The 22,719-nt window shown below is 65.2% G+C and carries 27 protein-coding genes; 18 read left to right on the forward strand and 9 right to left on the reverse strand.

Annotated features, from left to right (window positions below):
* Nucleotides 1-359: 359 nt before the first annotated feature.
* The 3 genes from R5H29_RS16260 to R5H29_RS16270 form a co-directional block, all read right to left on the reverse strand.
* The gene (locus tag R5H29_RS16260; RefSeq protein WP_069138975.1) at nt 360-1,238 is read right to left on the reverse strand and encodes a LysR family transcriptional regulator; all 879 of its coding nucleotides are present in this window, start codon (nt 1,236-1,238) and stop codon (nt 360-362) included.
* Nucleotides 1,239-1,276: 38 nt separating this feature from the next.
* The gene (locus R5H29_RS16265) at nt 1,277-2,176 is read right to left on the reverse strand and encodes an SDR family NAD(P)-dependent oxidoreductase (RefSeq protein ID WP_332329467.1); all 900 of its coding nucleotides are present in this window, start codon (nt 2,174-2,176) and stop codon (nt 1,277-1,279) included.
* Nucleotides 2,177-2,315: 139 nt separating this feature from the next.
* The gene (locus tag R5H29_RS16270; RefSeq protein ID WP_332329468.1) at nt 2,316-3,179 is read right to left on the reverse strand and encodes a DMT family transporter; all 864 of its coding nucleotides are present in this window, start codon (nt 3,177-3,179) and stop codon (nt 2,316-2,318) included.
* Nucleotides 3,180-3,312: 133 nt separating this feature from the next.
* On the opposite strand from R5H29_RS16270, the gene R5H29_RS16275 reads away from it, so the two are divergent.
* Entirely contained in the window at nt 3,313-4,692 is a 1,380-nt protein-coding gene (locus R5H29_RS16275) for a PLP-dependent aminotransferase family protein (RefSeq protein ID WP_180876243.1), read from the forward strand.
* 134 nt (nt 4,693-4,826) lie between these two features.
* Nucleotides 4,827-5,501 carry a methyltransferase gene (locus R5H29_RS16280; protein WP_308305512.1) on the forward strand — a complete coding sequence of 225 codons (675 nt, stop codon included), beginning with the start codon at nt 4,827-4,829 and terminating at the stop codon, nt 5,499-5,501.
* Between the two features lie 3 nt (nt 5,502-5,504).
* Here the strand turns inward: R5H29_RS16280 and smqnr are convergent, their stop codons facing one another.
* Nucleotides 5,505-6,152, reverse strand: coding sequence for a SmQnr family pentapeptide repeat protein (gene smqnr, locus R5H29_RS16285; protein WP_171952387.1), 648 nt, complete (start codon nt 6,150-6,152; stop codon nt 5,505-5,507).
* 160 nt (nt 6,153-6,312) lie between these two features.
* Between smqnr and R5H29_RS16290 the strand changes: the two genes are divergently transcribed.
* Both R5H29_RS16290 and R5H29_RS16295 read left to right on the forward strand, forming a co-directional pair.
* Entirely contained in the window at nt 6,313-7,089 is a 777-nt protein-coding gene (locus R5H29_RS16290) for a DeoR/GlpR family DNA-binding transcription regulator (RefSeq protein ID WP_332329469.1), read from the forward strand.
* Nucleotides 7,090-7,100: 11 nt separating this feature from the next.
* Complete coding sequence (locus tag R5H29_RS16295; RefSeq protein ID WP_155029048.1) at nt 7,101-8,234, forward strand: MFS transporter; 1,134 nt, start codon at nt 7,101-7,103, stop codon at nt 8,232-8,234.
* Nucleotides 8,235-8,243: 9 nt separating this feature from the next.
* On the opposite strand, the gene R5H29_RS16300 is transcribed toward R5H29_RS16295, so the two are convergent.
* The 3 genes from R5H29_RS16300 to R5H29_RS16310 all read right to left on the reverse strand — a co-directional run bounded on the left by R5H29_RS16300 (nt 8,244) and on the right by R5H29_RS16310 (nt 12,424).
* The gene (locus tag R5H29_RS16300; protein ID WP_332329470.1) at nt 8,244-9,749 is read right to left on the reverse strand and encodes a PepSY-associated TM helix domain-containing protein; all 1,506 of its coding nucleotides are present in this window, start codon (nt 9,747-9,749) and stop codon (nt 8,244-8,246) included.
* Between the two features lie 11 nt (nt 9,750-9,760).
* A complete protein-coding gene (locus R5H29_RS16305; RefSeq protein WP_195763056.1) occupies nt 9,761-11,899 on the reverse strand; it encodes a TonB-dependent siderophore receptor in 2,139 nt (712 codons plus the stop codon).
* Between the two features lie 129 nt (nt 11,900-12,028).
* Nucleotides 12,029-12,424, reverse strand: coding sequence for a DUF2946 family protein (locus tag R5H29_RS16310; RefSeq protein WP_134730261.1), 396 nt, complete (start codon nt 12,422-12,424; stop codon nt 12,029-12,031).
* A gap of 241 nt (nt 12,425-12,665) precedes the next feature.
* On the opposite strand from R5H29_RS16310, the gene R5H29_RS16315 reads away from it, so the two are divergent.
* From R5H29_RS16315 to R5H29_RS16325, 3 genes are all read left to right on the forward strand, one after another.
* Nucleotides 12,666-13,241: a hypothetical protein gene (locus R5H29_RS16315; protein ID WP_155029046.1), complete on the forward strand. Its 576-nt coding sequence runs from the start codon at nt 12,666-12,668 to the stop codon at nt 13,239-13,241.
* A 41-nt stretch (nt 13,242-13,282) separates the two neighbouring features.
* Nucleotides 13,283-13,783, forward strand: a complete 501-nt coding sequence (locus R5H29_RS16320) for a hypothetical protein (protein WP_227844769.1) — start codon at nt 13,283-13,285, stop codon at nt 13,781-13,783.
* A gap of 114 nt (nt 13,784-13,897) precedes the next feature.
* Complete coding sequence (locus tag R5H29_RS16325; RefSeq protein ID WP_227844768.1) at nt 13,898-14,380, forward strand: XVIPCD domain-containing protein; 483 nt, start codon at nt 13,898-13,900, stop codon at nt 14,378-14,380.
* 34 nt (nt 14,381-14,414) lie between these two features.
* Here the strand turns inward: R5H29_RS16325 and R5H29_RS16330 are convergent, their stop codons facing one another.
* Nucleotides 14,415-14,795 (reverse strand): tautomerase family protein, encoded by a 381-nt coding sequence (locus R5H29_RS16330; RefSeq protein WP_332329471.1) that lies wholly within the window; start codon nt 14,793-14,795, stop codon nt 14,415-14,417.
* Between the two features lie 564 nt (nt 14,796-15,359).
* On the opposite strand from R5H29_RS16330, the gene R5H29_RS16335 reads away from it, so the two are divergent.
* From R5H29_RS16335 to R5H29_RS16355, 5 genes are all read left to right on the forward strand, one after another.
* Nucleotides 15,360-15,767 carry a hypothetical protein gene (locus tag R5H29_RS16335; protein WP_111098580.1) on the forward strand — a complete coding sequence of 136 codons (408 nt, stop codon included), beginning with the start codon at nt 15,360-15,362 and terminating at the stop codon, nt 15,765-15,767.
* A gap of 52 nt (nt 15,768-15,819) precedes the next feature.
* Nucleotides 15,820-16,383 carry a hypothetical protein gene (locus R5H29_RS16340; RefSeq protein WP_155029045.1) on the forward strand — a complete coding sequence of 188 codons (564 nt, stop codon included), beginning with the start codon at nt 15,820-15,822 and terminating at the stop codon, nt 16,381-16,383.
* Nucleotides 16,384-16,880: 497 nt separating this feature from the next.
* Nucleotides 16,881-17,540, forward strand: coding sequence for an RHS repeat-associated core domain-containing protein (locus R5H29_RS16345; protein WP_229301596.1), 660 nt, complete (start codon nt 16,881-16,883; stop codon nt 17,538-17,540).
* Nucleotides 17,541-17,542: 2 nt separating this feature from the next.
* Nucleotides 17,543-17,800, forward strand: coding sequence for a hypothetical protein (locus R5H29_RS16350; RefSeq protein ID WP_021202623.1), 258 nt, complete (start codon nt 17,543-17,545; stop codon nt 17,798-17,800).
* A 206-nt stretch (nt 17,801-18,006) separates the two neighbouring features.
* Nucleotides 18,007-19,305: an integrase family protein gene (locus R5H29_RS16355; RefSeq protein ID WP_332329472.1), complete on the forward strand. Its 1,299-nt coding sequence runs from the start codon at nt 18,007-18,009 to the stop codon at nt 19,303-19,305.
* Between the two features lies 1 nt (nt 19,306).
* Here the strand turns inward: R5H29_RS16355 and R5H29_RS16360 are convergent, their stop codons facing one another.
* The gene (locus R5H29_RS16360) at nt 19,307-19,771 is read right to left on the reverse strand and encodes an Arc family DNA-binding protein (RefSeq protein WP_332329473.1); all 465 of its coding nucleotides are present in this window, start codon (nt 19,769-19,771) and stop codon (nt 19,307-19,309) included.
* A gap of 107 nt (nt 19,772-19,878) precedes the next feature.
* On the opposite strand from R5H29_RS16360, the gene R5H29_RS16365 reads away from it, so the two are divergent.
* The 6 genes from R5H29_RS16365 (at nt 19,879) to R5H29_RS16390 (ending at nt 22,638) form a co-directional block, all read left to right on the forward strand.
* The gene (locus R5H29_RS16365) at nt 19,879-20,085 is read left to right on the forward strand and encodes a DNA-binding protein (RefSeq protein ID WP_180838191.1); all 207 of its coding nucleotides are present in this window, start codon (nt 19,879-19,881) and stop codon (nt 20,083-20,085) included.
* Entirely contained in the window at nt 20,082-20,387 is a 306-nt protein-coding gene (locus R5H29_RS16370) for a head-tail connector protein (protein WP_164221333.1), read from the forward strand. The genes R5H29_RS16365 and R5H29_RS16370 overlap by 4 nt, the downstream gene beginning before the upstream one ends.
* Nucleotides 20,387-20,677 carry a hypothetical protein gene (locus R5H29_RS16375; RefSeq protein WP_332329474.1) on the forward strand — a complete coding sequence of 97 codons (291 nt, stop codon included), beginning with the start codon at nt 20,387-20,389 and terminating at the stop codon, nt 20,675-20,677. Before R5H29_RS16370 ends, R5H29_RS16375 begins: the two co-directional genes overlap by 1 nt.
* A 106-nt stretch (nt 20,678-20,783) precedes the next feature.
* Complete coding sequence (locus R5H29_RS16380) at nt 20,784-21,140, forward strand: hypothetical protein (protein ID WP_332329475.1); 357 nt, start codon at nt 20,784-20,786, stop codon at nt 21,138-21,140.
* Nucleotides 21,140-21,538 (forward strand): hypothetical protein, encoded by a 399-nt coding sequence (locus R5H29_RS16385; protein WP_197655857.1) that lies wholly within the window; start codon nt 21,140-21,142, stop codon nt 21,536-21,538. Before R5H29_RS16380 ends, R5H29_RS16385 begins: the two co-directional genes overlap by 1 nt.
* Nucleotides 21,539-21,657: 119 nt before the next feature.
* Nucleotides 21,658-22,638 carry a hypothetical protein gene (locus tag R5H29_RS16390; RefSeq protein WP_146110196.1) on the forward strand — a complete coding sequence of 327 codons (981 nt, stop codon included), beginning with the start codon at nt 21,658-21,660 and terminating at the stop codon, nt 22,636-22,638.
* The last annotated feature ends 81 nt before the right edge of the window (nt 22,639-22,719 follow it).

Below are 22,719 nucleotides of genomic sequence, written 5' to 3' on the forward strand. Positions count from 1 at the left end.
GCGCGTGCGCCGCGGCGGCGTGGCGATCTTCTGCCAGGGCGCCATGCCGCTGCGCCCCGCCCGCGCCGGGCGTTTCAGCCAAGGCCGGCGCGGCGGTGCCTGCGGCGCATCCGCGACCGGGGGAGGAAGCGGTCGACGGCTGGGCCAGAGATGGTCGAGCAGCCACATGGCAGGTCTCCGTGGGGGGACGGGGACGATCAAGACTAGGCCCGGGTGGGCATAGGCGACGTGAGCGGGACACGACAACGGGATGACGGTAGGGCACGGAGTGGGGCTTCCTTGCTCGACGGTGCACGACGGGAATCACCGGAGCCTGGTTCCATGGTCGTGCATTGCCGCCGGCGAACGCACAGGCGGCGTCAGGCCCCGGCCGCCGCCTCCAGGAAATTGCGCAGCAGCGGCGACGGTTGCTCTGGCCGCGTGCAGAACGGCAGATCGAAGCGCGCGGCATCGCTTTCCAGCGCGCGATAGACGATCTCCTGCGGGCGGAAGCTGGCCATGCTGGCTGGAACGATTGCCACGCCAGCGTCCACCGCCACCAACGACAACACCGCATGCATGCCCTGCGCTTCCTGCACCACGCGCGGGGTGAAGCCCGCAACGGTGCACAGGCCCAGCACCTGCGCGTGGAAGCCGATGCCCTCGCCCGCTGGCCATGAAACGAACGGCTCGTCGGCCAGCATCGCGATGTTGAGTTCCGGCGCATCGGCGAGCGCATGGGCACGTGGCAGCGCAATTGCCAGGCAATCATGGTCGAAGTCGTGCAGCACCAGCTCGGCGGCGGGAATCGGTGGAATCAGCACGCCGACGTCGATGCGCTGCTCACGCAGCCACAACTGCTGCTGACGCGACGTGGCTTCCTGCAGGTGCAGCTGTACCTGCGGGTACTGCTGGCGGAAGCGGCGGATCAGGCCAGGCAGGCGCCCATACAGCGCACTGCCCACATAGCCCACGCGCAGGCTGCCGGACTGCCCGGCGGCGGCGGCGCGGGTGCGCTGCAGCGCCTGCTCGGCCTGCTGCAACGTTGCCCGCGCCTCCACCAGCAACGTCTGCCCGGCCACGGTCAGGCCCAGGGTGCGATTGCCGCGCACGATCAGTTCGCTGCCCAGTTCGTCTTCCAGCCGTCGTATCGCCGCCGTCAGCGGGGGCTGCGACATGTGCAGGCGCGCTGCAGCGCGGTGGAAATGCAGCTCTTCGGCCACGGCCACGAACTGGCGAAGCAGGCGCAGGTCGATCATCTCGGTGCCGGCAGTGGAAACCTGCCTAGGGTACGCCGTCAGCTGCGCGCGTCGACACTGGCGCGGGCGATGGCCGGCCACTGCAGTGCGACCGATTCGATGCTGTCAGCAGTCACCGCACGCAGATCGCGCGGGTACGCCACATGCTCGGCTTCCTGCAGGCGCAGTGCATGGAACTGCCCGTTGCTGGCACGCAGTGCCCACCCACCTTCCTGGCAGCGCGTGGATGCCAGATAGGCCACCCCTTGCGCAACAGCTTCCGGATGCAGTTCGTCGGGCTCGCCTTCGATGCCCCACATGCGTGTCTTCGCCACCGGCGAAACAGCGTTGACCACGATGCCATGCTCGGAGCCTTCCAGCGCCGGAACATTGACCAGGCCAAGCGCAGCCAGCTTGCCCATTGCATAGGCGGACAGTCCACGCTGTGCGTACTGCGGATACAACGCGCGATCCGACGTAGTGATGACGATGCGTCCACCACCGGCCTCGCGCATCGCCGGCCATGCCGCCTGCGCCAGCCACAACGGCGTCTTCGCCGCCAGGCACAGCATCTGCTCCAGCGCATCGTCCTCGACCGCTTCCAGCGGCTGGTACTCGACCCAGCCCGCGTTGTGGATCAGGAAGTCGATGCGGCCGTGCGCCTGCAGCAGCGCCTGCACCAGCGCATGGCAACCGTCGCGATGGCCGATGGGGCCGCTTGCGGCCTGCACCTGCAGACCCTGCGCCTGCAGCACTTCGACGCTGCGCAGGATGCGCTGCGGGTCAGCGCCTCGGCCATCGGTACCGGCACCGACGTCATGCATCAGCACCTGCGCACCGCGCTCGGCCAGCAGGCGACTGTAGGCCAGGCCGAGTCCACCGGCGGCACCCGTCACCAGGCCAACCTGACCTTCAAAGGAAATTCGGGAAATCGGCTGCATCGGCACAGCTTCGGCCATGCACCCAGGTTGCGGCCAATACCATTGACCACGCCGCACGATACGCCCGCGGTATCACCGAAAAAGGGGACGGAGGGGATTAAGTCGTTTCAGGCACAGCAGGGCCAGTTACGACTTAATCCCCTCCGTCCCCTTTTTCCTAGCGACTGAAGCGGCGGGCGCCTGCCACGCAGATCACCGCGACCGCGGTCACCAGCACCATGCTGAGGCTGACCGATTCGTGCAGCAGCAGCGCGGCCAGGGCCAGGCCGAAGAAGGGCTGCAGCAGCTGCAGCTGGCCGACAGCGGCGATGCCGCCCTGGGCCAGCCCGCGGTACCAGAACAGGAAGCCGATCAGCATACTGAACACTGCCACGTAGCCCAGTGCCCACCACGCCGAGGCACCGACCGCCGAGAGCGAGGCCGGGCGCATCAGCACCGTCATCGGCAGCATCACCGGCAACGCCAGCAGCAATGCCCAGCTGATCACCTGCCAGCCGCCCAGATGACGGGCGAGCCAGCCGCCTTCGGCATAGCCCAGCCCACACACCACGATGGCCGCCAGCATCAGCAGGTCGGCCTGCAAGGACGCCTCGATGCCGTTGCGCACTGCATAGCCGACCACGCAGGCGCTGCCCAGCAACGAAAACAGCCAGAACGCCGGGCGCGGCCGATCGCCACCGCGCAGCACGCCGAACACCGCTGTACTCAACGGCAGCAGGCCGAGGAACACGATGGTGTGTGCCGACGAAGCATGGCGCAGCGCGAGCGCGGTCAGCAGCGGGAAGCCGACCACAACGCCGAGGCTGACCACCACCAGCCCCGGCAGGTCGCCGCGCCGCGGCCACGGTTGGCGCAGCATCAACAACAGGCCCAGGCCGAGCACCGCGGCGATGGTGGCGCGTGCGGCGGTGACGAACCCGGCATCCAGCTGCAGCACCGCCAGGCGGGTGGCCGGTAATGAGCCGGCGAAGATCACCACACCGATGAAGCCATTGATCCAACCACTCGCCGACCGTTCCACGCCTGTACTCCTGAAGGTGCCGGACGATGCCCGGCTGCACCTGTATGGAAGCATCCAGCGCGGAACGACCCCAGCTACAATCCAGTACAGCCGCAAGTAACTGTACTGCCCACACTTCCACTACGGTTCCACCATGCCGCGCCCGCTCACCCGCATCGAATCGGTCATCCAGACCGTCCGCACCCGCATCAGTGCACGGGTGGATGGCCCCGGCTCCCGCCTGCCTTCGGTACGTGCGCAGGCAGCGACCATGGGAGTTTCAGTCTCCACCGTGGTCGAGGCCTACGAGCGCCTGGCGGCCGAAGGCCTGATCAGTGCACGCGCAGGCTCGGGCTTCTACGTCAGTGGCCCGGCCGCACCGCTGGCGCTGGCCGAAATGGAGCCGCGGCTGGATCGCGCGGTGGATCCGCTGTGGGTATCACGACAATCGCTGGAAACGCCCGCGGGCGATCTCAAGCCAGGGTGCGGCTGGATGCCCAGTGACTGGCTGTATCACGATGGCGTGCGCCGCGGCCTGCGCGGGCTGGCGCGTGCCGATGCCATGCAACTGGTGGACTACGCCGGCCCGCTCGGGCTGCCCGCGTTGCGCCAGCTGCTGCAAAGGCGCAGCGCCTCGCTTGGCATCGATGCACCGATGGAGCAGATCCTGCTGACCGAATCCGGTACGCACGCGGTCGATCTGCTCTGCCGTTTCCTGCTCAAGCCCGGTGACTGCGTGCTGGTCGATGACCCGAGCTACTTCAATTACCACGCACTGCTCAAGGCGCACCAGGTGCAGGCCATCGGCGTGCCGTACACGCACAGCGGCCCGGACCTGGAGGCGTTCGCGCAAGCCCTGCAGGCGCATTCGCCGCGGCTGTACATCACCAATTCCGGACTGCACAACCCGACCGGCGCGGTGCTTTCAGCCAACACCGCGCACCGCCTGCTGGGCCTGGCCGAACGCAGCGAGCTGATCATCGTCGAGGACGACATCTTCGCCGACTTCGAACTGCAGCCGGCACCGCGGCTGGCCGCGCTCGATGGACTGTCACGGGTGATCCACGTCGGCAGTTTCTCCAAGACGCTGTCGGCAGCGTCGCGCTGCGGCTACATCGCTGCGCGCCACGACTGGATAGAGGCATTGACCGACCTGAAGCTGGCCACCAGCTTTGGCGGCGGCCATCTGGCCGCGCAGTTGATGCACATCGCGCTGACCGATAGCGGTTACCGCCGCCACATGCAGTCGATACGTTCGCGCCTGGCCGATGCACGCCGGCACACACTGCGGAAACTGCAGACGCTGGGCATCACGCCGTGGCTGCAGCCGGAAGCCGGCCTGTTCCTGTGGTGCCAGCTGCCCGATGGCCGCGACGCCACCGCACTGGCGCGGCACTGCCTGCGCGAGGGCATCGTGCTGGCGCCGGGCAATGCATTCAGCCAGTCGCAGCGTGCGGCCGACTATCTGCGCTTCAACGTTTCGCAGTGCCAGGACCCGAGAATCTGGCAGGTACTGGCGCGCGCGCTGCGCTGAGCCGGGAATGCGCGACCAGCGCAGCCACCACCATGCGTACGCCCCGCAACTGGCCGCGACGATGCGGCAGCGGCGCGCAACGCCTCTTGCGCGCCGCGCTACAGTGGCATGTCCTCCGCCGCAGGAATCCGCGCATGTCCACGTTCTCCGATCCGCAGGCGGTGGCCCGCTATGCCGAAGCGCCGCTGCGCCAGGTGCCCGGTTTCCTCGCGTTGCAGCAGATGACCCGCCTGCTGCTGGCCGAACACGTTCCCGCACAGGGCCGCGTGCTGGTACTCGGCGCCGGGGGCGGGCTTGAGCTGAAGGCCTTTGCCGAAGCGCAGCCGGGCTGGCAGCTGCTGGGTGTGGATCCGGCCGCGCCGATGCTGGCCCTGGCCGAGCAGACACTGGGTCCGCTGATGCCGCGCGTGCAGCTGCTGGAAGGTTACATCGACGATGCGCCCGATCTGCGCTTCGATGGTGCCAGCTGCCTGCTGACCCTGCACTTCCTCGATGCCGCGCAGCGCCTGCACACGCTGCGCGGGCTGCACAGGCGCCTGCAGCCCGGCGCACCGCTGGTGGTGGCCCACCACAGCGTGCCGCAGGATCCGGCCGGCAAGCTGCGCTGGTTGCAGCGCTACGCCGCGTTCGCCGAAGCCTCGGGGGTTGCCCACGCCGATGCACAGCGCGCGATCGACGCCATTGCCGAGCGGTTGCCGCTGCTGGCCCCCGAACAGGAGGTCGCACTGATGCAGGAGGCCGGCTTCGATGGCGTGGAGCTGTTCTATGCGGGCTTCAGCTTCAAGGGCTGGGTGGCGTACGCCGGGTGATGTCTACGGCACCACGGTGATGCCGATCCGCTGCATCAACAGCGCCACCTGCTGCACGTCCAGCGTGGCGCCACGCAGGTTGGTGCTGCGCAGGTCCAGCTCGCCCAGATCGGAATTGGTCAGGTCGCAGTCGGTGAAGTTGGCGCTGTTCCAGTCGATTCCCTCGAACTGGCCACCGGACAGGTCCGAGCCCGCGAAGCTTGCGCCACTCACGTTCGCACCGTCCCAGCGGTTCTCCCACAGTTCGCATTTCTCCAGCGTGACCCGCGAGAAATTGGCATAGCGCAGGTTCGACTTCTTGATGAAGGCGCTGCAGAACCAGCTGCGCGTGGTGATCTGGTTCATGAAGCTGGCGTTGCTGAAATCCGCACCCTGCGCGCGGCACTCGCTGATCTCCAGGCCCAGCGCCTTGATGAAGTTGAAGTGGCACATGCTGATGTCGCAGCTGCGGAAACTGGCTTCCTTCAATGTGGCGCCATTGAAGCGGCAGCCGCTGCGGCTGTCGGCATCGTAGAAGCTGCAGTTGATGAACTCGGTGGCGGTCAGGTCGGCACCGGAAAAATCGCACTCATGGAACTGCTGGTCGACCACTTTCTGGCCGGTGTATTGGTGCGCGCCGATGCGCAGCTTGCGGTGAACGGTGGGGGACATCAGGGATTCCATGCCAGGTGCCCCGCCATCATGCCGGGCCGCGAGGGCGATCCATAGACGTGGGCGCGGGCGGATTCACCGGCAGTCCAGCCGCCCTGCGTCCCCCCAATGCCGCATGCACGTTGTTGCACGTTACTGCACGAACGTGCAGACTTGCAGCATGAGCTCCAATCCCAGCCCCCTCCCCGCCCAGCGCACCCGGCAGATCCTGGAGGAACTGCGCCAGCAGGGCCGCGTGGTCGCCGCCGAGCTGGCGCGCCGCTATGCCGTGTCCGAAGATTCGATCCGCCGAGACCTGCGCGAACTGGCCGCACAGGGCCTGTGCCAGCGTGTCTACGGCGGCGCCGTGCTGCCGCCGCCCAAGGAACGGCCGCTGCGCGAGCGCCTGACCCGCGACCGCGGCGACAAGGCCGAGCTGGCCGCACGCGTGTGCGCATTGCTGCAACCCAATCAGGTTGTACTGCTCGATGCCGGTTCAACCAACCTGGCGATCGCCCAGCAGTTGCCGCCCGCCCTCGGCTTGACGGTGATCACCAATGCGCCACAGATCGCCACGGCCGCCAGCCTGCTTGAAGGCACCTCGGTGCAGCTGATCGGCGGCCGCCTGGCCAGCGGTGGCGGTGCGGTCGGCGCAGAAGCACTGGCCCAGGTGCAGCGCCTGCGCGCCGACGTGTACCTGCCCGGCCCCTGCGCGGTGGACGGCGATACTGGTGTATGGGCAATGGATGCAGAAGAGGCCACGCTGAAGCGCGCGATGGTCGCGTGCAGCAGCCGCGTCATCGTCGCCGCCACGACTGAAAAGCTGGGTGCACGCGGCAACTGGCAGATTGCCAGCCTGGACGAGATCGACGACCTGGTGCTCACCACCTCGGCCCCGCCGGCGCTGGCGGCACGCTTCCGCGCCGCAGGCATCGCGGTACACCCCACTCCGCCGTGACCGTACCGCTCATGTCCCTTGCCAACCGCGCGCGTGCCGAACAGCACGCGACCCGCGCTGCGTTCTTCATTCCCGGCTTCGCCACCGCGCTGTGGGCCACGCTGGTGCCGTTCGCCAAGGCACGCACCGGGATCAACGACGCCACGCTGGGGCTGGTACTGCTCTGCCTCGGTGCCGGTTCGCTGCTGGCAATGCCGTTGTCCGGCGTGCTGGCCGCGCGCCTGGGTTGCCGGCGGGTGATGGTGGCCAGCAGCCTGCTGATCTGCCTGACCGTGCCCGGCCTGGCGCTGGCCGGTTCGGCTTGGACACTCGGGCTGGTCCTGTTCGTGTTCGGTGCCGCCGTGGGCGCAATGGACTGCACGATGAACGTGCAGGCCGTCATCGTCGAGCGCGAAGCACGGCGCGTGATGATGTCCGGCTTCCATGCCTTCTTCAGCATCGGTGGTTTCCTCGGCGCGGCCACCATGACCGTGCTGCTGTCCGCACAGCTGCCGCCCTTGGCATCGGTGCTGATCGGCGTTGGCGCCATGCTGCTGGTGATGCTGTTGTCGGCAGCGCACTGGCACAGCGAACGCATCCCGCACGACACACCGATGCTGGCCCTGCCGCACGGCATCGTGTTGTTCATCGGCGTGCTGGCGTTCGTCGCCTTCCTCGGTGAAGGCGCGATGCTCGACTGGAGCGCGGTGTTCCTCAGCGATGTGCGGCGCGTCGATGCCAGCCTGGCCGGCGTCGGCTACGTGACCTTCACCCTGACCATGACCGTGGCGCGCCTGTTCGGCGACGCACTGGTGGCGCGCGTGGGCCGCCAGCGCGCGATCGTCTTCGGTGCTCTGCTTGCCGCTGCGGGCGTGCTGGTGCTGACCCTGGTCACGCCGTGGCAGGCGTCGCTGGTCGGCTACGTGTTGGTCGGCCTCGGTTGCGCCAACATCGCGCCCGCGCTGTTCTCGCTGGCCGGCCACCAGACCCGCATGCCGGGTGCGCTGGCGATCACCGCCGTTTCCACGCTGGGCTTCGCCGGCATTCTCGCCGGACCGGCGCTGATCGGCTTCGCCGCCAACCATTTCGGCCTGATCGCCGCATTCATCGGCGTTGCCACGGCCTTGTTGCTGGTGGCGATCTCCACGCGTTGGCTGCGGGTGTAGCCCAAGGCATCAACGCCGCCTGCGCCGCAGCTTCATCCGCAACCGCCGATAGCCGATCACCGTCGCCGTGGCACACAACGCGGTGCCAGCAGCACTCAGCAGCAGCAACACCGCCAGCCGGACACCTTCCTGGCGCAGCATCGCCGGCAGGTCCCAGCTGTGCAGGAAGTAGAACAACCAGCGCCCCACCCGCTCGCGATGCCCCATCGTCAGCAGCGGATCGCCGGTCGCCAGATCGAGATAGACGCGCGTCGCCTCGGCATCGCCAAAGTCGACCAACGCCACCGGGAAGCGGCGTACCGCTGCGCCGTTCATGGCCTCGGGCGCACGCGGATAGAAGTAGGCGTCCGCTGCATGCTGCACCATGAAACCCTGCATCGGCGCAGCGGACAACGCGCGCACCTTCTGCTGCAGCCACGGGGCCGACAGCCACCGTGCGACCTGCAGGTGCCCACTGCCGCCGGACACGATGCGAGTATCACCCTGCCCGTCCAGCAACACCGCGAACAGCTCACCACCGATCCGTCGCCACTGGATCTCCACCGGCCGGAAGCGCCCAGCATCGGCCACAGCCATAAGCCTCGCCGGCTCAGCCAACGTGCCATCCACCGCCACCGCGCCGCCACGATAGTGCTCAACATCAATCGCTTCATGCGTGCTGCTGAAGACGCCCAATGGATTCATCGACATCAGGCCACTGAAGATCCAGGTGAACACGAAGGCCGCTGCCACCAGACCGATCAGATGGTGCCAGCGCATCCACGGCTCGACGTGCGGCGTCTTCGCACCGGAACGATAGTGCCCACGGAAACGCCAGCGCCACACTCCCACCACGATGCCGCTGATCGCCGCCACGGTGCACAGCGCGGACAGCACGATCACCACCCACGTCCACACCGGGTCCACCGACTGCATGCGCAGGAAGTACAGCCAGTGCAGCCAGGCGCCCACATAGTTCCAGCGCTGCTGCACATGAGGGGCGTCCAGCACCACTTCGCCGGTACGCGAGGACACGTACAGGTAGCCCGGCTGCGCGCCGCCCACCTCCACCCGATACAGCGGCCGATGCGCGTCCAGTGCACGCGAATGCGTCCAGCGGTCCTCGTCCACGCGCATCGCACCCACGAAGGCCGGGCCTCCGGCGAACTGTGCAGCGGATGCTTCGGCGCGCTGTGCCGACACCGGCAGCAGGGTCTGCCCGGTGTGTGCCGACCAAGCGCCCACGTTGCTGCCACTTCGCACCACATACGCCGGCTCGCCGCGTAGCGTGGTCAATGCCACAGCCTCCGGCTCGGCCTGCACGGCGGCAGGCAGTACCGACAGCCCCTGCAGGTCGCGGGCCTCACCCAGCACCGGCAACGCCGCCAGCCGCTCGCCGGGCGTCAGCTTCGGGTAACCAATGAACAGCATCACCATGCCGCTGACGAACCACAGCAGCATCAGCAGGCATCCGCCGATGCCCAGCCAACGATGCACCAGGTAGGTCCAGCGCTTGGCGGTGGATCGCAACGTCATCGCCGGCGTCCTCAGAAGCGGTGGTCGAGCGTGAACTCGACGCGGCGGTCCGCACCCAGCAACCACTGTGTGCTGGTGTAGTACGCCGTCGCGTAGTACGCCTTGTCGAACACGTTGAACAGGCGCGCGCTCACCCGCGTGCGCGGTGCCGCCTGCCAGGTCAGCGCCAGGTCGGTGGTGCTGTAGCCGGGCAGCTCCAATGTGTTGGCGTTGTCGGCGTAGCGCTTGCCGACGTAACGCACGCCCCCCGCCGCACTCCACTCCGGTGCGAACTGCCAGCTGAGCCACGCACTGGCCAGGCGCTCGGCCACGTTAGGCGGCACGTTGCCATCGCGCGCCACCACCATCGCGGGTGAACCTGTGGTTTCCAGGAAGTCCTCGAACTCGGCCTTCAGCACCGTGGCATTGGCATCGAGCGACCAGCGTGGCGCGAACGCCCAGTTCAACGACGCTTCGATGCCGCGCGACGTCTGCGCGCCCACCTGTACCCGGCGATCCGGCACCAGCGGATCGCGGCTGAGCAGCCCGGTCTTGCGGATGCAGTACGCCGCCAGCGTCCACTCGCCACCGTCGAAGGCCTGCTTCAGGCCCACCTCGATCTGCCGGCCCTTGGCCAGATCGAAGGCACCGTTGGCTGGGCTGATCATCAGCAGTCCACTGACCGGGTCCGCCGCCTGTGAGTACTGCGCGTAGAGGCTCAGCGCCGGCTGCAGCGCGAATACGGTACCTGCACGCCAGCCGGTGCTGCTGTAGGTCTTCGAGAACGCGTTCTGGCCACTGATCAGATCGGTGCGATCGATGCGCGCGCGGTCGTGGCGCAGCCCACCCAGTACCGACCAGCGTTCGCTCAACGCCAGCCGGTCCTCCACGAACAGCGCGTACTGCTCGGCGCGGTTGCGATAGCGCGGCAGGTTCGGCGCGTCGCTGGCAAACTGGCCCGGCACCGGCTGGAACGGATCGACCGGGCCCGAGCTGCCGGCATAGGTGTTGTTGGTGTGCTTGAAGTGCGCGCGGTTGGCGTCCAGGCCCACCGCGAAGCTGTTCGCCCTACCGCCCACATTGCCCTGCACGCGCAGCGTCGAGGTCAGCCCGGTCTGGTCCTGGTTGTGGGTGATCTGGGTGTTGCCCGAGCGATCGATCAGGCCGGTGCGCGGGTTGTAGACATAGGCCTCGGCGTTGCGCCAATCGCGCTGGCTGTCGATCTGGTAGAGGCGCGTGCGCCATTCGACGCTTGCGTTTGGCGTCCACAGCGCATCGAGCTGGGTCCAGCGGTCGCGGTAGCGGATCTCGCTGTCGTCCACGTTGTAGTTGCGATGGCGCAGCGCGTCCAACTGGCGTCCCTCCACCAGCGGCGTGCCGAAGTAGCGCATCGGCTTCTGATGGCCCTGCGCGTGGGTGAAGGTCAGCTGCAGGTCCGCACGTGGCTGCCACAGCAACGCACCGGAGAATGTCGCGTCGCTGTTGCGCCCACGATCAACCCAGCCACCGCTGTAGTTGCCACTCACATCCAGCCGGTAGGCCAGCTCGGGCGACAGCGCGCCACCGCTGCCGAAGCCCAGGCGCGCGGTGTCCTCGCTGCCCACGGTTACGCTGATCTCGTTTTCGATGGCGCCGCGCGTGGGCTTCTTCGGCACGATGTTGATCACCCCGCCGATCGCACCGTCGCCGTGGATGACCGAGGCCGGCCCGCGCAGTACTTCGATGCGCTCGATCGACCAGGTATCGAACGGGAAGGTGATGCCCACGCCGCCGTACTGGCGCAGCCCGCCGTACAGCCGCATCACCGAAGCACCGTCGGTGAAGCCACGGCTGGAAAGCGCGCTCAAGCCGTTGCCCGGGTGCGGCATGGCACTGATCGCACCCGCCCGGCTGATCGCATCGTTGAGGTTGCTGTCGCCGCGCTGTTCCAGCTGTTCGCGCGAAATCACCGTCAGGCTGGCCGGCGTCTGCAGCACGCTCAGACCCAACGCAGAGCCGGCGCTGGCGGTGGACGACAGCTCACCGCTGCGGGCATCGACCACGCGCACGGTCTCCAGCGTGGTCGGGGGTGCCGCGTCGGCGGCAAGCAGGGGCGCAGCATGCAGGAGCAACGCGCACAGGACAGGCAGCGTCGCCCGTCGCAGGCGCGCGGAGTTGGGGTTCGTTTTCATTTGTTCACGGCATGCAAGGCCACCCCGCGATGGCAGGGCAGCAATCAGAAAGGGACAGACACGCGCGTGCGGGCACCGGCCGTGGCCGGCAACCTCATGGAAGAACGAGCAGTGCAACGCGCGTGCGGCTCAGACGGCCATCAAGGCCGGTGGCCCACGCGCTCCCAATGTGCCGCTGATCCGTTGCGGCAACGTCTGCACCGCACCGCGCAGCGCGCGGCACACCGGTGCCATCGGCGCCAACAGCAGCACTGCCGCCACCAACAGCGTGATCAACCGCGCTGCAATCAGGCAGTAATCACAATCCACGCCCATCTCATGATCGGCATGCGGATCGGCGGGCGGCTTCTTTGCGGTCTCGCCGTGCGGCATCGCCATCGCGTGATGGTCGTGGTGCCCTTCCAACGCGTGCTGCGCATGTTCTGCCTGCATTGCGTGGTCCATGGCCGCCACCGGCGCAGCGGCAGCCACGTGACCATGCGCCAGCCAGCGGCTCACCAGCGGGGCAAGCAGCACCAGCAGCATGGCAAGCCATGCCAGGGCCTGGAACCGGCGGTGGAGAACAGAACGGCGCACGTCGCCATTCTACGGGGCCATGGCCAACCTTGGACCCCGTTCAGGGTTTGCCCCCTGCGACACGGTGACGCAGGAGCTCGCCTCGCGCGTCGACATGTGAATGCACCACACCGCGGTCCCTGCGCTTGCGGGCTCTGCCTCGCCAACGTTAGGGTTCAATTGGCCACGGCAAGGAGCCAGAGGAATCTGCATGACCACCCGCATCACACACCGGCAGCGCATCAGCCTGCTCGGCCTGACCGCGCTGCTTGCTGCCTGCGCCGACAAGGGGCCGCCCCCACCGCCAGAGCCGCTGGAACTCTCACAGCCCATCGCCGTGGACGCGACCGGCCAGCAGGTGCAGTTCGAGTTCGAAACCACGGCGCGCAATTTTGCCAGCTACCGCACTTATGCGGTGGAACTGGATCTGCAGCACGTCTCCCCATCGCCAGATGCTGCTTCTCCGCGCGACCTGCACATTCCTTTACGCGTTGGACTTCAGCAATGGTCCGGCGGCACTTGGCAGCCGCTGGCAAGCCCCGACGCGTATCAGATCGCACAGTCGCAATCTGGCCAGCCACTGCCAGACTGGCACCGCGGTAAGGGTCTGAACTACGCCCAGATCCAACGGGGCAGCGATGGCGCATACCGATTGCATGTCGCGTTGCTGCCGTTGCAGGCGCATGGCCGGTATCGGGTCCAGGTCAGCACGGTTGAAGACATCGCACCACTTCGTGGCGCAAGCGCCAGGATGCTGATTCACGAATCGCGTCCGCTCGCCAAGTAGCACAGCGCCTTCGTACACCTTCCAGGAGGAACACCACGCACATGGACAAGCCACGCTACATCGTCGATATCGTCATTGCGGCACCGGGTACACCGCTTCTCGACCCCGTAACGCAGCAGCCGCTGAGCAATCCGGATGGTTCCCCGCAGACATCCGGGCCCGGTCACATGTTCTACGTCCTGCGAGCACCGGGAAAAGATCCGGCGAGCTACGGCTTTGCACCGATCAAGCACGGCAGCATGAACGGACCGGGCGACATCGTGGACAGCGATGCAAAGACCTACAAGAACCCACATTACACGCGCTCTCTGGAAATCACCGAAGCCCAGTACAACAAGCTCAAGGCGTTCGGCGACGATCCGGTGAAGTACGGCTTCAGCAAGCACTACGCCGACGTGCGCCACAACTGCGTGGACTTCACCTGGGGCGCATTGAATCATTCCGGCATCCAGCGCAAGCACAGCCTGGACGTGAACAGCATCGGCGGCCCCGTCGGCCAGTTGCTGCCCGATGTCCGCATTCCGCTGGGCGTCCAGTCATAGGGCAAGGACGGCTATCGTCCGCTGCGCAACATCCATGGCGTGGACAGCATTGAGCCCCCTTTCCCCAACAGCGAACTCAACCGCACCACCACTCATCCCCTGCCCGAGCGCAGCTTGAAGCAGCGTCTGCTCAGCGAAACCGATGGCATTGATGGCCCCTTGAGCGAGCGTCTGGCTGCGGACGCGCGCGCACCGGGGCACAGCCTTCATGCCTTGGACCAGAAAGTGCGTACCGCACTCGCCCAGGCCAGCGAACAGCAGGGACTGCCCCCCGGCCAGGAGCACGAACGACTGGCCGGCCATCTGACCCACGCGGCGGTGCAGGCCGGCTTCAGCGAAAAGGACACGCTGCAGGTGGCATTCAGTTCAAACAGCACCGCCGAGGCACCCGGCTACGTATTCCTGCATCGCAGCGGCGACACCGCCTCGCCGGACCCTGCCGCCAATCGCCAGCGCCTGTCCCTGCTCGATACGCAGCAGGGCGACGCGGATACGCTGTATCAGCAGGCCAATGTGCAGCAGCAATCCCGCGACGCAAGCCGGCTGGCGCAGGACGAGCAACAGGCACAACAGCAGGCGTCGCCGCGCATGGCCTGACCCAGCCGCATCAGGCGCAGGCACCGTTCCCGCATCAACTCACGTACTGCGCCTGACCGTTCCCGAACGACCAGTTCTCCTTCTTCACTTCCACCAGATTGATGAACACATCCTCGCGGCGGATGCCCACCGCCGCATGCAGTCCATCGGCGATGCCGGCGTACAACGCCTTTTTCTGCTCGAGCGTGCGCCCTTCGTTCCAGGTGATCTGGATGCAGATGAAGTCGTCGGTGCGATCCACGCCCAGGTAGCCGGGATCGTAGATCAGCGTGCCGGGCGCGTGTTCCTGGAAGATCTGGAAGCGATCGTTTTCCGGCACCCCCACCGCGCGCATGGCCTGGTAGATGGTTTCGCCGACGCGTTGCAGGTAGTCGGCGGATTTGCCTTTGCGAAGATCGATGCGGGTGAGCGGCATGGTGGCACTCCAGAGTGGATGGGTACGACGACAGGCTGAGACTACGCCTGCCCGGGGCGGCGGGACAGCGCAGGGATGGAACCCTCTGGCTCCATGCGTGGCATGGTCCCGCCTCCGCCGCGCGGGGTGACGCGATTGCCGTGGCGGCATCCCTCCGGAGTCGTCATGTGCACGGTCGGCAGGGGCGGCGATGTGCGCCATCAGTGATGGGCCGCACTACTCGCGCGTGTCGAACGGCACACCTCGGGAAACGTCTGGCCTGCCTAGGGACAGTTGAGAATTTTCCTTACAGACCGATGTGATTGCCCGGCTTGAAGATCGCCGCGCCGAGGCAAGACGCCTTGGACGGGATTGGCGTCTCGAAAAAGCAAACCGAACGGATAGGTTGCGCAGCAGTGCGTAGCCGCAAGAATGCACCAACTGCCCTCAATGGCGGGCGGTGTGTGGGGATCACTCGATCCGCCGGGTGATTTCTCACTCCGTTGTGTTTGCCCCGGTACGCCAACCCGCACCGTCCGCCACCTTCACTCCGGAAGGTGGCCCTACGCCAGTGAGGGTTTCGCCATGACCAACCGCACCGCCGTCCATCCCCGCCTGTACACCCTTATCGGCGACGTCGCCGCCGATGTGCCCGAAGACCTCGCACGCGAGATCGAGTGCGCCCTGAACGCGCAGAATTTGCCCGCGCAGCTGCCCACTTTCTTCGCCCGTCTCAATGCGATCAACCATGCTGACGGCGATGACGGACAGCCGTGCATCAGCCTCACCCTCGGCGCCAGCAATCACGCTTCGTTGCGCCGCTCGCTATCTGGGCTCGGCGCATTGCTCGATCTGCTGCAGGCCGCCGACCATGCGCGCAACGAAGGCGGCCCGGACGAACAGTTGGGTGCCTTCCATGTCGACGGACTGATCGTGGCCGCACGACAACTGGTGCGCGAGGCACATCATTGCCTCTCCGGCGGCGACGCCTGAGCGGCCCGGATACGCTCCCGCTACAATCGCGCAGCGAGCGCAGGAGACCGCAATGGACGCCGAACACCTGGAATACTTCAAGGCCGCACTGGAAGGCCGCGCAACCGTGGGCTGGAACGTCTGGTTCGCTGCCAACCAGCACGCGCTGGCACAACAGCTGAGCCGCCCTGCACTGCTGCGCTTGAAGTTCAGCACACTGGATGAAGCCGAACGCCTGCTGGCCGAGGCCGGCATCGTGGCCCGCAGCACAGCGGGCAAGCGCTACGAAATGTACTGCGCGCAGTTCTCGCCGGACGTGGTGGACGCGAACGGTCGCCCGCTACCGGCCCTCTGGCGCGCGGCGCACGGCGGTGCCATCGGCCTGCTGGCCGACGGTGAGCAGGAAGCCGGCCAGGCGAAGCTGCTCGCGGAGTTCCGCCGCGTCCGCAAGCGCGGGCTGCAGCAGGCCCATGAATGGTTGGCCGATCTGTGCTTTGAGGGCGAGATGGAGCTGACCAGCGGCAATGCCGAGGTGGGCCGTGGTCTGCTTGCAGTGGTGGTGCAGGCGGGTAGCGGCCATGACCTGCTGGATGCCACGGCGATGATCGCGCGCGAGCTATTGGACGAACACGCCTGAGACAAGGCCTGTTCCCATTCACAGAAGAAAACCCCTGAGTAAATGAAGGCCAGCAGTGAGCTCAGAGAATGGCTGGGACCGCTGTAGAGCAGGACTTTCCGCCCCCTCCCCTGCGTGGCCCGCATCGACCAACAAGCTTCATGATCGTAATATCCGGTCAAGCCTTACTCGAAGGCGTTTCCGGGGATGCGAAGAATGCGTAGGTGCAGGGATGCTGCAGGTGGTGCAATTTCGCGCTTCAGGAGATTTGAATCTCAATTCCGCCAGTTGGCTGCCATAGGCACCTGGTTGTGCTTTGCGCTGCCATTCGGCCTTGGCCTATTACCATCTGCCATCGCCGCAGGCCAGGAAACAGTCACTTACATCCACACTGACGCCCTTGGCTCCGTCGTCGCCGAAACAGATGCCAATGGGAAAGTGATCAAGCGCTACGACTATGAGCCCTATGGGGCCTTGGTAGGTGGCCAGGCACAGACGGACCGGGATACACGGGACATGTGAGCGACTCGGTCACCGGACTGAGCTACATGCAGCAGCGGTACATGGATCCACAGTTGGGGATTTTCCTATCGGTAGACCCGGTAACGGCCTATCAGAAGCCAGTTGAACAGTTCAACCGGTATCGATATGCCAACGGAAACCCTTACAAGTTCACGGATCCTGATGGGCGGGAGAGTGGTGCAGCCTTCAAGGTAGTCAACGACGCCACGAATGGGCAACCGATTACTCCTCCGCCGAGAAATCCAAGCGATAGCCTCGGACCGGCAATTGGTGTCGCGTTAACCGCAATTCTGGCGGCTCCAGTACTCGCAGAGGGTGGTCTGGCCGCAATGGCAAATCCAGGAGCGGTAGCCACTGCGGCAGAGATTGGCGCAGGAGCCGCCGGTGTCACGGGCACTTCTGGCGCAGTAGCGGGAAAGATCACCGGCTACACTAAGCACGGCTTGAATCAGGCAATCTCCCGCGATGGAGGCAGGGGGGTCTCTGCAAAGGCCATACTATCGGCAGTGAAAGAACCCGCGAAGGTTGCCGAGCAGGCCGGCGGCAAGACGGCGTACACAGGGAAGGATGCGAAAGTAGTTTTGAACGGCGAAGGGAAGGTCATAACGGCCTTCCCGAAGAATAGCGAAGGACTGAGAGACCCGAAGGTAAAGTAAAGATGAAGAAGGATATCTCACCCAGCCTGCGCTCGCTGTTGGTTGAAATCGCAGCGAAGCACAATTTGCTCCTACCCGAGAATGGCGTCAGATACCTCGTTGAGCGTGATCGCGAGTCGCTGATTGATGCGTTGCTGGAAGAACTGTCAGAGAGCGGCTTGGGGCCTGACGATGAACCTAATCAACGAGGCATTGAGATCGAAGAAATCATTGACTTCGTCGGCCCCGTCGTTGATCGGCCCGATGCGTCGGGTGACTGAAGGCACGTTGATGCGGGCACGGCCTGATTGACGCACGGCGAAGATCAAGCGCGCCGCTGGAAGAACACGGCTGAGACGGAGCGCGCATTCGGCTGATCCTGCTGGATCGCAGGTAACAAAAAAGCCCCCATTGCTGGAGGCTTTTTTCGTTCTGCAACATGGTGGGCGGTACAGGGATCGAACCTGTGACCCTTGCCGTGTGAAGGATGGAAAAGTCCCTTGCGGCACAAGGCAAGCGCACGAAAACCCTTGATTTGCCGTGCCATTGCGTACCGATGAGTTTGCCCGCACACTGGGTTTTGCAGTTACCGTGCAGTTACGTGCCCATGAAACAGTCCAAGCGATTGACCGCCACCGTCGTTGAATCGACCAAGCCCGAGGAAGCGCCCTACCGCCTGTGGGATACCGTGGTGCCGCAGCTGCACCTGCGGGTGCAGCCGAGCGGAATCAAGAGCTGGAACGTGCAATGGAGCCGCTCCAGCACCCGCGCGCTGGGTAAGTGGCCGGGCGTCACGGTGGAAGCTGCCCGCGCCAAAGCGCGCGCTGTACTTGCCGAGACCGACCAGCACGGTGCGCCGCTATCCGTTGTTGCCCCCAAGAGCGAACTCACGGTGGCCGATGCCTGCCGCGACTACGTGACCGCCCTGGAGAAGGATGGGCGCAAGACCGCATCAGATGATGCAAAGCGCCGGTTTGAGCGCTGCCTCTACGGCGACAAGCTGGGCAAGGTGCGCTTGAAGGACCTACACCAGGATCACATCGAAGCCTGGCGCGACCGCGTGGAGAAAGGCGACCTGCCGCCGCTGCCAGTGAAGCGTGGCAGGCCACCAGTGGCGAAGCCCCTGGCCAGGTCCAGCGTGAACCGCATTCGCACGACGCTGGTGGCCGCCCTGAATCACGCCGTAGCGCGCCGTAAGGCATCGCCTGACGTGGCCTTTGAATGGAACGCGGTGAAGCCGCTCAAGGACGCCGGCCAGCGCCGTGGCCTGTATCTGGAGCGGGAGCAGCGCCGGGCGCTGCTGGAGGCCGCGGAGGGGCCGGTGCGTGACCTGATCGAGTGCGTGGCACTGACCGGCTGCAGGCCGGGAGATCCGGGACTCTGCCTGCGCTCTGACTATGACGGCCGCACGGCCAGTGTGCGATTCCGCAGCAAGGATCATGACCGCAAGATTCCGCTCTCCCCCGCTGCCACCGCGATGTTCGACCGCTTGGCCAAGGGGAAGCTGCCCAAGGCGCACTTGTTCACCCAGGACGGGAAGAAGGTGTGGACGCCCACCGACTGGAGCGAGCATGTTCGGGATGCCGCGGCGCGCGCTGGGCTACCTGCCGGCGTGACGCTCTACACGCTGCGCCACTGCTGGATCACCGACGCCATCGTGGGCGGCATGGATTTGCTTACGGTGGCGAAGCTGGCCGGCACTTCGCTGGCGATGATCGAGAAGCACTACGGCCACCTAGTGCAGGGCGCGGCGCGCGACAAGCTGGCGCAGGTGCAGTTCCTATAGGTCAGATCAGACCACGATCCTTCGCGTACTGACGAACGTCCTCAATTTCGAGTTCTGCGCCTGTCGCTTCCGCAATCGCTATTTCCGACAGAATGAGGTTGGCGGCTTCTACTTGCCCCCGAAACACCTCCAACGCCTCCTGGGCATCTTGAAGCGCTTGCTGCGCTGACTTCCCTGCGTTTTTGCCTGGGTATGGACCTGAGCCACCCTCACGCAGAATCACGTCAAGTCGATTGACCGACCGCATGAGCATCTCAACCGTTGACTGATTGATCTCTCTCCTCGCGGCCAAGTCTGCTCGCAGTCCCAGACTACCCGGTGCCGGATTAGGGCGTTCGAACGAAAGCTCAAGCCTATGGACGATCTCAGCCGTTAGGGAGCGTCCCGATTCTCCAGCCACGTCCTCCAGGCGCTCTTTGAGCGCGCTAGGGATTCGAATGTTGACTTGGGGATCGGTTCTGGCCATGGCGCGGATAGTGATGCAGCACGGTGCTTGCGGTCAATGAAGCACGGTGCTAGATTTTGACAATGCAGCACGGTGCTGCATTCATCCGAACAGTTGAGGAATCATCCATGACCGATCCCGCGCTCAAACTCGCCTACCCCATCGAAGAAGCCTTCGGGCTGATCGGGGTCTCACGCACTCGCGGATACCAGCTCATCAATACCGGCCTGCTCCAGACCTACAAGGACGGCAAGCGCCGGCTTTGCAGCCACAGCGCTCTGGCCGCTTGCCAGCAGGCAATGGAGAAGGCATCGCGTGAGGGTAAGGCCGCGTGAGCATCCCGACCCTTGAGCAGGCCAAGACCCACCTGCGTCAGATCGACAGCGACCTGGACACGGCCATCGGCATCGCCATCAGCGGTGCACAGGCCGAAATGGATGGCTACCTCGGTGGCGAACCCTCAGCCACCCGCTGGCCGGCAGAGGCCGCAGTCCCCGGCGACGTGCTGGCCGCCGCACTGACCCTGACGGCGGTGCACTTTGAGGCCGGCACGCCCGACGACGCCGAGCGCCGCCGCAAGGCCGCTCACGCTCTGCTGGCGAAGCACCGCACCGATGCCGGCATCCGGGGGGCGTGATGGACCGTGACCCAAATCCGCTGCTCTATGTGCGGGAGTACCTGCCGACCACGCTGCAAGCCACTGACGAGCAGGTGCGCAAGGTGATGCACGAGTGCATCGAGTGCATCGAGACCCACACCAGCCGCGACCTGGAATCGCTGATTGAGGAGGATTCCGGCCTCGTGATGGACGTGGTGGCCGCGCTCACCGCCTGGCAGATGACGCCCATCAGCGCCCCCAAGGACGCTCGGGTGACGCTCGCTCTACGCCTGCTGGACCCCATGAAATCCACGACCAAGAGGCACTGACAGGAGGAGCAATGCTCCGCATGCCAGAAATAGAAACGGCCCAGGTGGTTCGTACCCACCTGAGCCGCAAAAGCCAAGCCCGAACCGACCAAGGAACGAACTGACTATGAGTTCTATCGTACACCAACCGCTGCCGGCGGCAATCAGGGTTGTCCCTGCCCCTGTACCGGACTTCTCTGACACCGCGCGCTGGGCCCAGGTGCTGGTGCAGGACAACGACAATGCCCCGAAGTATGAGCCGGGCGACGTGTTGCACGTGGACCTGCGCCGCAACTACTTCGCGGGAGACGCCTGCTATGCGGTGGAAATCGCAGGGCAGCAGTCCATTCGGTTCGTCCAGGCCCGCCCCGGCGGACTGCACGTCTACACGCGCAGCAACCCCGGCGCAGCCTACGCAGTCGCTCCCGACCTGCTGGTGATCCTCGGGATGGTGATGTACGCCACTACCACGCGGAGGGTCTGATGAGCGCTCAGCTAATGGCTATCGGCGACAGTGGCCGCCCGGAACCAACCAGCGCGGACGATGCCCACACCCCGCCCGCACTGCCAGTGGGACCACGCAACGCGGTCACGCCGGCCAGCATCCGTTTCATCTACTGGGGACGGCCAGGTAACGAGTGCCGGGCGATACGGGTGAAGCGCATCCACCGGCCGCACACGCGCTGCAACCGCGGTCCGTTCGTCAAGGTGGTGTTTGAGTGCACGCCGTTCACCCGCGCGACGCTGCCAGAAGGCCCGCTAATGGCCGACGAGAAGCACGTTGCACTGACCCGGCCAGCCGATGCCGCCGATCCGTTGTGGGCGACCCTGCCCGCACGCGACCAGACACGCCTGCTGCGAGCTCTTCCCGGGCCGACCTAACCGCATCTCCCGTAGGTGCCACCTGATTCAGATTTCCTGCAAAGGGAATCTGCAAATACGGCGTGCAATACCTGTTCCAATAGGTACTATTAAGTTCATCCAAACGAACGAGTTAGGTAATGGCAAATAACGGAGGCTTTTTCGCAATTGGAAAACAACAATGGACCAAGGCTTGCTCACTTGGCCTGAACCATGCGGTTACGCTTCTTGTGATGGCACGAGGTACTGGCAGGGACAATTGCACAACGTCTTGGAGCGCAGAATCCGCTTTCAAGTACACCGGACTTGCATGGCGGCGCGGCAATGATGCCATTGCCGCGCTATGCGAAGCGCAGCTTGCAACCAAGGAACAGTCCGGGAAGCGCCCCCGCTATAAGCTTTCCAAACCAGATAGCCTGGAAGATCTGATCTGGCTTCCCAATGAGTTCGTGACGGGCGCAGCAAGCGAAATACCGCCATTGCGCAAGCTCCGGGAAGGCCAGAGCGTTGAGCATCTGGAAACGCTTGTAGAGCTCTACGCAGCTCAGGATCTAGTGGGAGACGGCGGGATATCCAGAAGCTTGTTCCGAGCACCATACGACGTGCGCGAACGCATTTGTGGACGAGGCCCTTTTGAGATCATTGGCTTCTCCAGAAGCAAGCGTGTGGATCACTGCAGCTGGAGTGGCCCACTAAAGCGATTCCAACACGCCAAGGTGGAGGATGATTCACAGCATCCTGTATGGATATTTCTCCGCTCAATGGAGCGCATGGGTCTCCTTGAGCGAGCGACCTACCTGGTAGAGAGCGACAATCAGGACGCCGAGCTGATTCATCAACTTGAAGGCGATGATCTGTCTCAGCGGACCGCCGATGCCGCCGCAGCCCTAGCAGACTCACTCCCTGGAGGATTTAGCTACGAGGCGCAGCGCTTCGATTTCGTGCTGCCCATCCCTGAACATATGGCCAAAGCAACAGTAGTCGGCATCATGCGGCTGAGATATCGCCCCAAGACGACTAAGACGGCGGCTTGGTACGGCCGGCATGTAGAAAGCTGTGCAAGGTATGAAGCGCTCTACAACCGAATTGCCGAGGGCGATTTCAGCGGATTGGCCGCCTAGTGTTGATATCAAAGGGTATCAAGGGGATATCAAGGGTACTCAATGGAGTTCAAAGGAAGTAAGTGTAGATATCAAGGGAAA

Origin of the sequence: Stenotrophomonas sp. A3_2 (genome assembly GCF_036624925.1) — a bacterium.
Lineage (GTDB): Bacteria > Pseudomonadota > Gammaproteobacteria > Xanthomonadales > Xanthomonadaceae > Stenotrophomonas > Stenotrophomonas hibiscicola.

Coding starts and splice junctions, on each gene's coding strand:
- R5H29_RS16365 (WP_180838191.1), top strand. CDS start 19,879: ATGACCGATCCCGCGCTCAAACTCGCCTACCCCATCGAAGAAGCCTTC.
- R5H29_RS16360 (WP_332329473.1), bottom strand. CDS start 19,771: ATGGCCAGAACCGATCCCCAAGTCAACATTCGAATCCCTAGCGCGCTC.
- R5H29_RS16380 (WP_332329475.1), top strand. CDS start 20,784: ATGAGTTCTATCGTACACCAACCGCTGCCGGCGGCAATCAGGGTTGTC.
- R5H29_RS16310 (WP_134730261.1), bottom strand. CDS start 12,424: ATGCTGCTGGTGCTGCTTGCCCCGCTGGTGAGCCGCTGGCTGGCGCAT.
- R5H29_RS16290 (WP_332329469.1), top strand. CDS start 6,313: ATGAGCTCCAATCCCAGCCCCCTCCCCGCCCAGCGCACCCGGCAGATC.
- R5H29_RS16265 (WP_332329467.1), bottom strand. CDS start 2,176: ATGGCCGAAGCTGTGCCGATGCAGCCGATTTCCCGAATTTCCTTTGAA.
- R5H29_RS16375 (WP_332329474.1), top strand. CDS start 20,387: ATGGACCGTGACCCAAATCCGCTGCTCTATGTGCGGGAGTACCTGCCG.
- R5H29_RS16300 (WP_332329470.1), bottom strand. CDS start 9,749: ATGACGTTGCGATCCACCGCCAAGCGCTGGACCTACCTGGTGCATCGT.
- R5H29_RS16330 (WP_332329471.1), bottom strand. CDS start 14,795: ATGCCGCTCACCCGCATCGATCTTCGCAAAGGCAAATCCGCCGACTAC.
- R5H29_RS16320 (WP_227844769.1), top strand. CDS start 13,283: ATGGACAAGCCACGCTACATCGTCGATATCGTCATTGCGGCACCGGGT.
- R5H29_RS16305 (WP_195763056.1), bottom strand. CDS start 11,899: ATGAAAACGAACCCCAACTCCGCGCGCCTGCGACGGGCGACGCTGCCT.
- R5H29_RS16275 (WP_180876243.1), top strand. CDS start 3,313: ATGCCGCGCCCGCTCACCCGCATCGAATCGGTCATCCAGACCGTCCGC.
- R5H29_RS16315 (WP_155029046.1), top strand. CDS start 12,666: ATGACCACCCGCATCACACACCGGCAGCGCATCAGCCTGCTCGGCCTG.
- R5H29_RS16340 (WP_155029045.1), top strand. CDS start 15,820: ATGGACGCCGAACACCTGGAATACTTCAAGGCCGCACTGGAAGGCCGC.
- smqnr (WP_171952387.1), bottom strand. CDS start 6,152: ATGTCCCCCACCGTTCACCGCAAGCTGCGCATCGGCGCGCACCAATAC.
- R5H29_RS16260 (WP_069138975.1), bottom strand. CDS start 1,238: ATGATCGACCTGCGCCTGCTTCGCCAGTTCGTGGCCGTGGCCGAAGAG.
- R5H29_RS16385 (WP_197655857.1), top strand. CDS start 21,140: ATGAGCGCTCAGCTAATGGCTATCGGCGACAGTGGCCGCCCGGAACCA.
- R5H29_RS16350 (WP_021202623.1), top strand. CDS start 17,543: ATGAAGAAGGATATCTCACCCAGCCTGCGCTCGCTGTTGGTTGAAATC.
- R5H29_RS16355 (WP_332329472.1), top strand. CDS start 18,007: ATGGAAAAGTCCCTTGCGGCACAAGGCAAGCGCACGAAAACCCTTGAT.
- R5H29_RS16295 (WP_155029048.1), top strand. CDS start 7,101: ATGTCCCTTGCCAACCGCGCGCGTGCCGAACAGCACGCGACCCGCGCT.
- R5H29_RS16280 (WP_308305512.1), top strand. CDS start 4,827: ATGTCCACGTTCTCCGATCCGCAGGCGGTGGCCCGCTATGCCGAAGCG.
- R5H29_RS16390 (WP_146110196.1), top strand. CDS start 21,658: ATGGCAAATAACGGAGGCTTTTTCGCAATTGGAAAACAACAATGGACC.
- R5H29_RS16335 (WP_111098580.1), top strand. CDS start 15,360: ATGACCAACCGCACCGCCGTCCATCCCCGCCTGTACACCCTTATCGGC.